The 12330-nt window shown below is 67.0% G+C and carries 11 protein-coding genes; 5 read left to right on the top strand and 6 right to left on the bottom strand.

Annotation, left to right across the window (positions count from 1 at the left end):
* The first annotated feature begins 50 nt into the window (after positions 1-50).
* Positions 51-794: a succinate dehydrogenase/fumarate reductase iron-sulfur subunit gene (locus VJN29_RS15970; protein WP_324144622.1), complete on the top strand. Its 744-nt coding sequence runs from the start codon at positions 51-53 to the stop codon at positions 792-794.
* Between the two features lie 139 nt (positions 795-933).
* Positions 934-2361: a D-alanyl-D-alanine carboxypeptidase family protein gene (locus VJN29_RS15965; RefSeq protein WP_324144621.1), complete on the top strand. Its 1428-nt coding sequence runs from the start codon at positions 934-936 to the stop codon at positions 2359-2361.
* A 14-nt stretch (positions 2362-2375) separates the two neighbouring features.
* Here VJN29_RS15965 and VJN29_RS15960 read toward each other — a convergent pair whose 3' ends face one another.
* The 4 genes from VJN29_RS15960 to VJN29_RS15945 all read right to left on the bottom strand — a co-directional run bounded on the left by VJN29_RS15960 (position 2376) and on the right by VJN29_RS15945 (position 6073).
* Entirely contained in the window at positions 2376-3416 is a 1041-nt protein-coding gene (locus VJN29_RS15960; protein WP_324144620.1) for a YihY/virulence factor BrkB family protein, read from the bottom strand.
* 7 nt (positions 3417-3423) lie between these two features.
* The gene (locus tag VJN29_RS15955; protein WP_324144619.1) at positions 3424-3960 is read right to left on the bottom strand and encodes a 2'-5' RNA ligase family protein; all 537 of its coding nucleotides are present in this window, start codon (positions 3958-3960) and stop codon (positions 3424-3426) included.
* A gap of 52 nt (positions 3961-4012) precedes the next feature.
* Positions 4013-5143, bottom strand: a complete 1131-nt coding sequence (locus VJN29_RS15950) for a glycosyltransferase family 4 protein (RefSeq protein WP_324144645.1) — start codon at positions 5141-5143, stop codon at positions 4013-4015.
* Between the two features lie 90 nt (positions 5144-5233).
* Entirely contained in the window at positions 5234-6073 is an 840-nt protein-coding gene (locus VJN29_RS15945; protein WP_324144618.1) for a hypothetical protein, read from the bottom strand.
* A gap of 115 nt (positions 6074-6188) precedes the next feature.
* Between VJN29_RS15945 and VJN29_RS15940 the strand changes: the two genes are divergently transcribed.
* From VJN29_RS15940 to VJN29_RS15930, 3 genes are read left to right on the top strand one after another with little or no spacing between them, the layout of a single operon-like run.
* Positions 6189-7457, top strand: a complete 1269-nt coding sequence (locus tag VJN29_RS15940) for a glycosyltransferase family 4 protein (protein ID WP_324144617.1) — start codon at positions 6189-6191, stop codon at positions 7455-7457.
* 36 nt (positions 7458-7493) lie between these two features.
* A complete protein-coding gene (locus tag VJN29_RS15935) occupies positions 7494-8342 on the top strand; it encodes a glycosyltransferase (RefSeq protein WP_324144616.1) in 849 nt (282 codons plus the stop codon).
* On the top strand, positions 8339-9904 hold the full coding sequence (locus VJN29_RS15930; RefSeq protein WP_324144615.1) for an oligosaccharide flippase family protein: 1566 nt from the start codon (positions 8339-8341) through the stop codon (positions 9902-9904). The genes VJN29_RS15935 and VJN29_RS15930 overlap by 4 nt, the downstream gene beginning before the upstream one ends.
* 90 nt (positions 9905-9994) lie before the next feature.
* Here the strand turns inward: VJN29_RS15930 and VJN29_RS15925 are convergent, their stop codons facing one another.
* Complete coding sequence (locus tag VJN29_RS15925; RefSeq protein WP_324144614.1) at positions 9995-10852, bottom strand: glycosyltransferase; 858 nt, start codon at positions 10850-10852, stop codon at positions 9995-9997.
* Positions 10853-11070: 218 nt separating this feature from the next.
* Complete coding sequence (gene trpS, locus VJN29_RS15920; protein ID WP_324144613.1) at positions 11071-12087, bottom strand: tryptophan--tRNA ligase; 1017 nt, start codon at positions 12085-12087, stop codon at positions 11071-11073.
* Positions 12088-12330: the final 243 nt, after the last annotated feature.

The raw sequence follows: 12330 nt of genomic DNA, 5'->3' as shown, positions 1-12330 counted from the left end.
CCACACAGTTCTACGCTCATACCTCACTTCGATGCTGCGCGGGGGCTCCGATGAACCTGACCCTGAAGATCTGGCGGCAGCCCGGCCCGAAGGCCAGGGGCGAGATGGTGACCTACCCGGTCACGGACATCTCCCCCGACATGTCGTTCCTCGAGATGCTCGACGTGCTCAACGAGCAGCTCATCGCGCGCGGCGAGGTGCCGATCGAGTTCGACTCCGACTGCCGTGAGGGTATCTGCGGCATGTGCGGCCTGATGATCTCCGGCAAGGCACACGGCCCGGAGGTCACGACGACCTGCCAGCTGCACATGCGCTCCTTCCAGGATGGTGAGGAGATCACCATCGAGCCGTGGCGCGCCGATGCTTTCCCGGTCATCAAGGACCTCGTCGTCGACCGAACCGCCTTCGACCGCATCATCCAGGCGGGTGGCTTCATCAGCGCCAACACCGGGTCGGCTCCCGAGGCGCACTCCGTCCCGGTGCCGAAGACGAACGCGGACCGCTCCTTCATGGCGGCGGCCTGCATCGGCTGCGGCGCCTGCGTCGCCGCGTGCCCCAACGCCTCCGGCATGCTCTTCCTCGGCGCGAAGGTCACCCACCTCGGTGAGCTGCCCCAGGGCCAGCCGGAGCGGGACGCCCGCGTCGTCGCGATGGTGAACCAGCACGACCACGAGGGCTTCGGCGGCTGCACGAACATCGGCGAATGCTCGCGGGCCTGCCCGAAGGAGATCCCCCAGGACGTCATCAACCAGCTCAACCAGGACCTGCTCCGCGCACTCGCACGCGGCCGGTGACGCGCCGAGCGCCGTTGACGAGGCCCGTCCCCTTCCGAGGGGGCGGGCCTTTGCCCATTGGCCGTATGCCGCTGAGCTCGCTCGCGCTCCGAGCCGCCGTCAGGCAGGTGGCTGGGTCGGCCGGGTTACCCTGTCCGCGATGATCCGACCCACCACAGTGCTGCGTGGTTCCCGGACTGCCGTGCGGGCCGGGGCCGTTGCGGCGTGTCTGGCGATCCTCGCGTCCGTCGCGGTCGGGATTCCCGGCGCGGTGGCCCGTGCGCCGCAGTCCCCCGCCGCGACGCCGACCTGCAAGGAGTGGCAGACGGTCACGCAGGTGCCGGTGCCGGGCCCGCGCCGGTCGGCGAGCGGATCGGCGAGCCGGTCGGCGAGCGGGTCGGCCAGTGGATCAGCCAGTGGCTCTGGCACGACGACGCCGACGCCCAAGACGACGCCAGTCTGTCGCAACGCACCACCCACGCCCTTTGCGCAGCCTGCCTGGGCGCCCGACACCGTGGTCGGCGGCGCACGCCTGGGCACGACTGGTGTGGTCGTCGACCTCAAGCCGGGAGCGGCTGCCCCACCCACCGGGCCTGATGTCTCCTACGTCGTGGCAGACATGGACACCGGCGAGGTGCTCGCCGCGAAGTCCCCGCATGCCTGGCTGCGGCCGGCAAGCACCCTCAAGACCCTGACCGCGCTCGCGCTGATTCCTCGACTCGACCCGCGCCAGGTCGTCGTCGCAAAGCCGGAGCACGAGGCGGCGGCCGGGACGCGCGTCGGTGTCCTCGCCGGCAACGCCTACCCGGTCGGCCGGCTCTTCGACGCCTTGCTCATGTCGTCCGCGAACGACGCCGCCTACCTGCTCGCCGATGCCGCCGGCGGCACCGAGCAGACCGCTGCCCTGATGAACGAGACGGCGGCGGCGCTTGGTGCCCACGACACCGTCGCCATCGACCCGAGCGGTCTTGATGAGCAGGGCCAGCACTCCAGCGCCTACGACCTGGCCCTCATCGGCCGTGCCGCGATGAAGCTGGCGGACTTCCGGGTCTACGTCACGAGGCGCCACGCCGTCTTCCCGGGCGGCAAGGCGAAGTCGACCGGCAAGGTGTACCAGCCCTACCAGATCCAGAACATCAATGACCTGCTGCCGAACTACCCCGGAGCGATCGGGATCAAGCCGGGGCGGACCAACCGGGCGCAGCACACCTTCATCGGCGCGGCCACCCGCGATGGCAGGACGCTGATCGTCACGCAGATGGGCAGCACGACCGGCGACTGGGAGGACACCGCGGCCCTGCTGGACTGGGGCTTTGCTCACGGCGACGCGGTGGCCCCGGTGGGGCGACTCGTCGAGCCCGGCGAGGCCGCCGCGCCACGCGCGGCTGCGACTGCGACGGCGAGTGTGACCGGCACGCCCGTCCCGGCCTCAGCGGTGCCGGCTCCGGCAGGTCTTGAGCCGCCGTCCGGCGCCGGTGCGCGAGAGGAGGCCGCCGCCTCAGTGGTCATGTGGGGCGTCGCGGCGCTGGGCGTTGGCGTCCTCGCGCTGGCGGGGTCGCTGGTCGTGCGTCGACGGTCACGCACCTGACTCGAGGCGGGGCGTCACCGGCGTCTGCCCCGCAGCGCTCCGATGGTCAGCGCCCCCAGCGCACCCAGCACGGCTCCAGCGGCGAAGGAGACCCGATCACCCGCTCGACTCGGCGGTGCATCGGTGACGACGTGAGCGGCATACGGCATGACGGTGGTCCGGGACATCACAGGCGACGGCTCCTCCACCCCAGCGAGACGGGCCAGGTCGAGGTCGTTGGCCGCCAGCGCCGAGGAGAAGAGCACCACGCGCGCCATGAGATTGAGCCAGACGAGAAGGCCGGCCGCCACGGCGACGGTTCCCAGCAGCGGGTTCGACGAGGCGCGCTCCACGAGGAGGCCGCCGAAGTACTTCATCGCGGTGAGCAGGACGGCGCCCACGATGGCGCCGGTGCGGACGTTCACCCACGGGAGTGGGGCCCCGGACAGGACCCGGATGAGGATCACCATGAGCAGGGCGTCGAAGAGGACGCCGAGGAGCAACCCAGTTGCCGTGAACAGAACGGGGTTGCCCGGCAGCACCTCGATCCAGCCCGCGATGCGTTCCGCCCAGCCACCGACCGCGCTCGTGACGATCGCGGAGACGGCAATGCCCAATCCCAAGGTCAGCAGGACCGCGAGGTCGCGCACCTTGGCCAGCACCGCGTTGCCCGGTGCGGCGTCAAGGCCGAAGACGCCCCGGATGCCCCTGCGCAAGGCGCCGACCCAACCCATGCCCGCCCAGAGCAGGGTGACGAACGAGACGATGCCCGCGATCGTCAATGTGGAGGTCTGTGGGGCGGAGATCCCGATGAGCCCATCAGGGTTGTCCGCCGTCTTCACCAGGCCGGGAAATGTCTCGTTGAGCGATTCAGCGATCGTGTCGAGGATGTCGGGCCGGCCTTGGAGGAAGAAGGCGAATCCGGTAAGAGCCAACGCGAGCGCCGGAAAGATCGAGAAGAAGGCGAAGTAGCAGACGCCTGCGGCGAGGAGCCTGCCGTTGGCATCCCGGTAGCGCTCCCACGCCCGGTACGGAGATGTGGCAGTGGCACGGTCGACGAGGTCCTTGAACGCCATGACCGAGTCACTCTCCCTGCGCGGCCGCCCCGAGTCTGAAGTCGTGCTTGGGCCGCCACACACCGTCAGCACCGAGCTCATAGAGGAAGAAGGCGTCGACGGTGAAGGCAATGTGGAAGTCGGCGAGCTCCTCGAAGGCCCGGTCGAGGGCGTCATCCGGAACGTTGTGGGCAACCGTCACGTGCGGGTGGTAGTAGAAGTCGAGCTCACGGCTCAGCGGCCCCGATCGCAGAGCCGACTCGAGCCGCTCGCAGGCGGAGACGCCCTGGGCAACCTGGATGTAGACGACGTCGGAGACGGGCCGGAAGGTTCCCGTGCCGCGCAGCACCACCTCGAAGCTGTCACGCTCACTGGCAACGTGCTTGCAGTGGGCGATGAAGTCCTCGCAAACGCCGACCTCAACCGGGGTCGGCGGCAGCAGCGTGATGTGGGCCGGGATACCCCAGGCCGACGGATCACCGAAGGCCGCGCGTCGTTCCTGGAGGAACTCGCCGTGTGGGGACGGGATCGGGATGGAGACACCGATCGTCGTTGATGCGGTCACACCACGAACCGTACCGAACGCCGCGGCCCGCCTGCTGCCAGGTCGGGCATCGTCAAGGGAGTTGCGCGTAGATGCGGTCGTAGTCCCGGGCGACTCTCTCCCACGTGTACTCCTGAACGGAGTTGAGGCCGCCCGCCGCCAAGCGGCGACCCGTGCTCGGTTCCGAGAGGACACGATCGATCGCGGCTGCGAGCGCGTTGATGTCCTCGGGATCGACGACCAAACCGGTCATGCCGTCAACCACGAGTTCTCCCGGACCCCCTCGCGACGTCACGACCACCGGCGTGCCGCTGGCCCACGCCTCGAGCACAACGATTCCGAAGGCTTCCTTCCTGCTGGGTACGACGACGACATCGGCCTTGGCCATTGCCTGCTGGACCTCCTCTGAACTCGCCCTGCCGCGAAAGTCCACTCGCCCCGAAAGCCCCAGCTCTCGCACGAGGTCAGTCAGCTCCCGCCTGGCAGGCCCATCTCCCAGCACGGTTAGCCTTGGCATGGTCGACGCCCTTGCCAGGGCTCGCAACAAGAGGTCAAAGCCCTTGACCTGGACCAGGCGTCCGGCGGCGACAACTTGTCTGGGCGATCGCTCCGTCGCAGCTGTCGCCCGCACAAGGGGAGTGGACATGACCACACCGTTCGGGACGACGTCCACCTCACGAGCACCGAATCGCTCTTCGAGGTCCTCCGCCACGAATCGTGAGCATGCGGTCACCGAGGCACTCTTGCGAAGTGCCCGGGCCAACTCGTGCCGCATGAGAAACGACTGCCCAAAGATGTCGTCACTGTCCATGAACGTCTCGCCATGGGCGGAGAGGACCAGAGGTGTCCGACCAATGGCGGCTGTGAGCATGGCATAGGGCCCGTTGGGCCCGAAGCACTGCACGTGCAGAACGTCCGGACGAAACTCACGCCGTGCCGCGGACCAGCGTGCTAGCGCAGCCGGTCCCTTGAGTGCGAAACGCGCAAGATTTGGCAGTCGGGAGGCCGGCAGCGGAGCTGGCAGGTAGCGGACGCGGACTCCGTCCACTGTCCGCTTCCCGAGGTGTTCGCCTCGGTCCACGGTCCAGACCTCCACCACGTGTCCCTGTGCCAGTAAGCGCGTGGCCGTGTGGCGAGTGTGCTCCTCCACGCCTCCGAAGTAGGGATGGTACGAACTGGAGACGAGGGCCACCCGCCGCGGCATCTTGGTCAGTGGCATGCATCCTCCGGCTGTCCAAGATCACAGCCCGATGCATGCGGGGCCCGCCCATTCCCATGCATGACGACGGCACCATCAATTCTCAGGAAGACGCTTGAAGCGCGGCCCGATCGACGCGGGCAGCCGGTCCAACACCGTCCACCCGAACTGCCACAGCAGGCGAATGCGCACGTCATCCCACCGGCTGCCACCCGTCCGGTCGAGTACACCGGGCAGCGATGTGTTCGTGTCGTAGTGGACGTTCACGGCGGTGGCGCGGAAGAGGCCCGAAGAGCGCTGGTAACTCTCCATTCGATACTCGAAGGTGTAGGGGTGGGGCGCGTGACGGACAACGGCTGCCGGCGCGAATGTCCTGAACCGAGCCTTGAGCAGTCGATCGCGTTCGAGCAGGAAGACGTGGTCGCTGAAGCCATAGCTGTAGACGTAATCCCCATGGCGCTCGACGGCCTCGTGACAGATGTTCGGCTCCCACTCGGTCCGAGGCGGGCGGTGCAGGGAGACGTGGAAGACGCGGCTGTCCGACTGAAGCAGATCGAGCGCGGGGTCAATCCAGTTGCTGGGAGTGACCAACGTGGTCTCGGCATCCCAGCCCAGCAACCATCGGGTTCGGAGGACGTGGGGCATGACGAGACCAAAGCTCGTCAGGTACGGTCGTGGGCCCAGTCGCCGACGTGACGCCTTCACGCGGGTCAGGGCCTCGTTCAGGTGTTCGTCGACGAAGGCGAAAGACGATATCTCGCCCCGACGCACGGCCTCGGCAGCGAGTTCCGCCGCGTTGGCCCGGGAGTCGACGTTGTTGATAAGCACAACGACATCGTCCAGTGGGCGCCGTTGCGATGATGTCAGGGCAGACATGAAGCCCGAGGCAAGCACCATGCGATAGGTACGCTCGTACACATTGGTGACCAGGCCCACAGACAAGGACAGCCTCCCAACTGGTCCACACACGCGAAGGACAAACAGCGCCTAGATTACACTCGGCCGAGGCCGGGCCAACGGGGTCCGGGTGAGCGGATGAGGTGCGGTGGGCTTGAGCGACGTCAGCCCTGATGGCACGCCGCAGGAGGTCCCGCCGCTCCGCGTTCTCCTGATCTCGCCCCTTCCCGCGCTGGACCCGCCGTCCGGGGACGTTACCTACACCCAACAGCTTCTCGGCGCACCCCCGCCAGGAGTCAGCTACACCACCTACGACCAGGCTCTCCGTGATGGACGCCTCGTTGAGCTGGGTACCCGGGCGGCCGTGCGCCAGGCAAGCGGCGTCGATCGAGTGAGTCAATGTCTGATAGCCATGGCTCGCAAGAGCGAGCACCTGTTGCGCCGGTCGGGCTTGGCCTTTCGCGAGCAGATCCGAGTCTTTCGGGTGCGGGCCAACGAGTTCGACCTCGTGCACGTCCACGTCTTCCACCACCGCTTCTTGGGCAGCCATCCCCCTGTGGTCGCCAGTGCTGGTGGCCCGTTGCGCTGGGTCTACGCGGACGCCTGGGGATGGTCCGAGTATCGTCTGCGAGTGGCGGAGACATTCGACCGCCTGATCGCTCTGCCCTGGGACGCGACCATGTGCGCGTCTCGCCCTGGACGGGTCGACCTGTTCATCTCCCCCAGTGAGTATCTGCGACGGTGGCTGATCGGCCGCGGCTGGCAGGCTACGCGGATTGCCGTGCAACGGAACTACTTGGCCGGCGCGGGAGGCCCACCTCGCAGCCGGCTTCGTCGCTCGCCCCGCACGCTCGGATTCGTCGCCCGAGACTTTGACGCCAAGGGTGGCCACGATGTGCTGGCGGCTTACGAGCAGCTGCGCTCGCGACACCCAGGTCTGCTGCTGCGCATCGTTGGCTCGCCGCCGCGGCTGAGCCCGAATGAACTCACTGAGGCCGCGGTGGAGTGGACGAACGAAGTCGATCGCGACCAGTTGCTGGCTGAGCTTCTTCCTGAAATCGACGTGCTCGTCTACCCGTCACACTTCGACACCGGCGTTCCCTACAGCGCGATGGAGGCACTGGCCCAGGGCATCCCTGGCGTGGTGTCGGACTACGGCACACTGCCAGATCTGGTGGATGGTGACGCCGGACGCGTCAGCGCAGTCGGTGACGTCACTTCCATCGTGCGTGCGGTCGAAGACCTGCTCAACCCTGCGACGTGGAGAGATGCCTCCGAAGCGGCATCTCGCCGCTTCCGCCACACATTCGCGTCTGGCTCCCAGTCCCCGCGGCTAGGAGCTTTGTATCGGGCAGCCATCGAGTCCAAGCAGGGCCGATCCCCAGCAGCTCCAGACGGTTCCACGACAGGTGCGCGCGGGTAGCGTGTGCCGGTCCCAGTACGGCAGGTGTGAGGTCACATGACAGACAGGCTCGTCTCCATCGTCATCCCATGCTTCAACGACGAACCCGAGCACTTGATTTCGTCGGTCAGGTCGGCTCAGAACCAAACACATCCTCACACCGAGGTGGTCGTCGTCAACGACGGGAGTACGCGCACCGAGACGATCGCCGCCCTCAGACAACTGGAGGGCGCCAAGGTGCTCCATCAGGACAACCGTGGCCCGGGCGCTGCCCTCAACCTGGGGATTGAGGCGGCCTCGGGGCAGTACATCCTCCCCTTGGGAGCGGACGACACTCTGGACGACCGCTTGGTGGAACTGACCTACCGAAGGCTTGTCTGCGAAGGGCCTCAGGTCATGGGAGTGTATCCGCGGGTCGAGTTCTTCGGCCTGCGCGAGGGCACGATGAACGCCCCACCTTCAGTCGACTTCAGAGAGCTTGCGGTACGAAACAAAGTGGTCGCCACCACGCTCTACCGCAAGAGCGACTGGATGCGTGCCGGCGGCTACGGATCGTTTGACGACTGTTCCGAGGATTGGTATTTCTGGCTCATCCTGACCGGCCGGCTCGGCGGCCGGCTCGTGCAGGAGCCCGAAGCAGTATTCCACTACCGGATCAGGCCCTCGTCCCGCAACCTCATCAACCGCGGTGTGGATCGGAAGGAGGCGTGTCGCCGGCACGCTGCTGCCGCATTGCCACCAGACCGGGTCATGGAGCTCTACCTGGCCGCGGCCAGGGAAGCAGATGAGGCGATCGCCGACGCGGATCGATACGGTTCCTACGTTGCTTCTTGGCGCCACCGCCTGCGGTACCTCCTGCCGGCCTACAAGGGCGCACGTGATCTGAAGCGAAGGCTCATGGCGTGACTCCACCCGAGGAGGAAGCACCCAGGACGACACCAGCCGGACTCCAGCATCAGGCGATCCGCGGCGCCGGCTGGACCGTCCTCCACACCATGCTGGCGCTCCCGACAGCCTTCGTCGTCAACCTCCTTCTCGCGCGAGTCCTTGGAGTCGTCGACTACGGACGCCTCACCTTCTTGACGCTGGTGATAACGACCGCAGGTTCGATCGCGGCGCTTGGTGTCGGAACAGGGGTGCTGCAGTTCGGCGCCAAAGCTCACGCAGCAGGGCGGACGGCCGAAGTCCAGCAACTTCTCGGCGCCGACTCGGCCTGGCGGCTCTTGGTCAGTGCACCGCTGGTTACCCTCGTGGTGCTCATTTTCGTTGACCTCGACCCCGGGATCATGGCGGTCGCGCTGGCGTTCGGGGTGTGGGTTCCTTCCGCACTGGGCGGACTCGGCATCGCCATCAACATCGAGAACAAGACCGCCCGCGCAGCGCAGGTGGCCATGGTCGGCAACATCGTCACGCAAGTGGCCGTCATCGCCGTCTTGTTCTGGCGTGAGAGCGCGGACGCCGTGTGGGCTGCCCGCATGGTGACGGGTTCGGTCGTCGTCTTGATGCTCTACCCCGCCATCACGAAGGCCTATCGACGAGCAGTTCTCCTTCCAAGGAGCCTTCGTACACTTCCTCGGGGCTTCTGGAGTTTCGCAGTCCCCGCGGGGCTCTCCAGCACGATCGGCATGCTCGTCGTCTCGAGGTCCGAGGTGCTGTTTCTGCAGTGGCTGTCCGACCCCGTTTCCGTGGGCCTGTTCGGACTCGCATTCGGGCTTGCCCTGCACCTTTTCGCGCCAGCACAAGCGTTCATTGGGCCTCTGGTGCCGGCGGTTTCCGGCTTGGCCGAAGTTGATCCCCAGATGGTCACTCGCGCCTACACGCGAACGCTGCGCTGCAGCTCCACGGTCGCCTCGATCATGACCGCGAGCGCGCTACCCGCGTTCGCTGCGCTGGTTCCGCGCCTGTACGGACCTGAGTTCGCCGAGGCAGCGGAACTTGTCCTGGCACTCGGCATCGTATGTTCCTTCGGCATCGTGGGAGGACCCCTCACCGCTTTTGCCATGGCCCGTCTCGGAGGTACCCGCTTGCTCCGAATCGACGTGATCGCCTTGCTCATCAACGTCGCAGCCGCTATGGCTCTTATTCCACTGGCCGGAGTCTGGGGAGCTGTCGTCGCCAACGCCTCCGGAATGATCGTTCGAGTGTCGATGCTTCTGACGGGTGAGGCCAGCCATCTCGGCGTCGACGTGAGAACTCGTTGGGCCTCGATTCTGCCGGTGCTGCTCGGACCCTTGGTGGCAGGAACGGTCTGGCTCATCACGCTGGGGCTTTCCCACAACGACGTCTTGCGCGCGTGCCTGCTGGCCGCCTCAGGCGGTCTAGGACTCATTCTGCTGGCTCGACTGACCAAAGCCGGCATCACCGACGCAGACCGGGCGGCAATAGTCAGGGTGGCGCCTGGTCGAATTCGCAGAGCGGTGGATTTCGCGCTCGGTCTCTTCACATCGGCGAGGACCCTGCCGAACTGACCGCCACCAATCGTCAGAAGTTGTGTCGCCCCGAGAGCCGAGCACCGAGCGATCGATCCGACGGCAGCACCGGTTCGCGTGCAGGAAGGGCTACGCAGGTGGGGCGAGGCCGACCGACGCCCAAATGCGAGCATGCTCGCGCGCGGACCGCTCCCACGTGAACTGCCTGGCCCGGGCACGTCCAGCGGCGACCATGGTCGTGAGCCCAGCGTGGTCCGACGTCGCATCGATGATGCCTTCCGCAATGGCATCGCCAGTTGGCTCGACGAGCAAGCCTCCGTCGCCGACAACCTCGGGCAGCGAAGAGGTGGCCGCTGCCACCACCGGAACGCCAGCGGCCATGGCCTCGAGTGCCGGGAGGCCAAAGCCCTCGTAGAGCGACGGGATGACCACGACGCTCGCAGCCGCGACAAGGCCCGGGACGGCTTGGTCCGCCAGTCGCCCCACCAAATGGGTACCCGGCAACGAGGCGAAGAGATCCGTACGGCGTCGATGTGGCGGCCCCGCGAGCACGAGGTCGAGGTCCGGTCGGGCGGCACGCACGAGCGGCCAGGCCGCCGCGAGCGCTTCGAGGTTCTTGCGTCGTGCGGCACCACCCGCGTGCAGCACGTAGCGCCGCTCGATTCCCCACTGCTTCAACGTGGTCGAGTCGTGCGGCGTCGCGTCGAAGAACGCAGTATCGACACCGTTGTGCACGACGTGCGGGTCACCAATGCCGAGTAGGTCCTGCGCCTCGCTGGCGCTGAACTCCGACACGCAGATGACGGCGGCAGCACGTCGTGCCTCCTCGGCGGCGGCCGGGACGGGCGGCGACTCGTCCGGAAAGCGCCACGCGACGACGTCGTGGATCGTGATGACGTCGCCGCGCGGTGCCGGGGGAAGCTCCAGGTTCATCCGATGCGACACCGGATGTCGCCCGTAGAACAGCCTGCCCAGCTCACGTCGCACGCCTGCAGGGGCCATCGCGACCTTGGCCACCGGAAGTCGGCGATTGCCGGGTAGCGATGCGCGAAGAGAGCGCGTGACGAGGCGGCGTACCTCCCAATCACCGGCCCCTACCTCACGTAGTGCGCCCCGTGCGCGACTCGCGACCTGCTCCTGGTACACCTGCGCGCCCATCGGTGCGTCTGTCGCGATGGTCGCGATGCAAAGGCGCTGGCCTACGGTCACGCTCGCACGGAACTGGGAAGCAGGCCAACCGTGTCATAGACGCGGCGGGCTGTAGCCTCGGCCACCGCGGCCGCTCGTTCTGCTCCGTCAGCCAGGATCTTGTCCAGCTGTGGCCGATCCCCCATGAGCTCGAGGACGCGCTCCCGGAACGGGCCGATCGCACCGACGACGACCTCGGCAACGTCCTTCTTGAGGTCGCCGTATCCCCTGCCGGCGTAGGTCGCCTCCAGGGCGGCGATCGGGGTGCCCGACAGGGCCGAGTGGATGGAGAGAAGGTTGGACACCCCAGGCTTCGTCTCGGGGTCGTACCGGACCTCCCGCTCGGCATCGGTGACGGCCGACTTGATCTTCTTGACGATGCGCGCTGGGTCCTCGAGTAGCGCGATGAGCCCCGCATCCGTGCCTGCGGACTTGCTCATCTTGGCCGTGGGTTCCTGGAGATCCTGGATCTTTGCGATCTCGCGGATGATGTGCGGCTCCGGAACCACCAGCGTGTCGCCGAATCGCTGGTTGAACCGGCCAGCCAGGTCCCGGGTGATCTCGAGGTGCTGGCGCTGGTCCTCACCCACCGGCACGACGTCGGCGTCGTAGATGAGGATGTCGGCCGCCATGAGGATGGGATACGTGAAGAGCCCGACGTTCGCCGGGGCGCCCTTGGCCGTCTTGTCCTTGAACTGGGTCATCCGGCTGGCCTCACCGAACCCGGTGATCGTCGAGAGGACCCAGGCCAGCTCCGTGTGTGACGCGATGTGGCTCTGGACGAACAGCACCGACCGCTCTGGATCGACACCGCCAGCGATGAACTGTGCCGCAGTGACCCGCGTCCGCTCGCGCAGCACGTGCGGATCCGGGGCGACGGTGAGGGCGTGCAGGTCCGCGACGAAGTAGAAGGCGTCATGGGTCTCCTGGAGCTTGACCCACTCGACGAGCGCGCCGATGTAGTTGCCGAGGTGGAGCGAGTCGCTCGTCGGCTGCATGCCGGAGAGGCTGCGGGGCTGGCGGGTCGAAGGCATGGATGCATTCTGGCGCATGCACGCGGCCCGGCCGAATCGGCATCAGCGTTCGGTGTGCACCTGACGATGACAGGCTCTTCCGATGGACAGTGCTCGATTCACTAGGGTTGCGCCCGAGGGAGGGCTGATGGAGGAACGACCATGGCGGCCTGGCCGACTCCATGTCGCCATCGTTGACCACACCAGTCAGCTCGGCGGCGCTGAGCTGGCTCTGGTGCGGTTGCTCGATGCACTCGGCGACAC

The organism is Intrasporangium sp. (assembly GCF_035280925.1).
Lineage (GTDB): Bacteria > Actinomycetota > Actinomycetes > Actinomycetales > Dermatophilaceae > Intrasporangium.
This window is presented reverse-complemented; position numbering and strand designations above follow the sequence as displayed.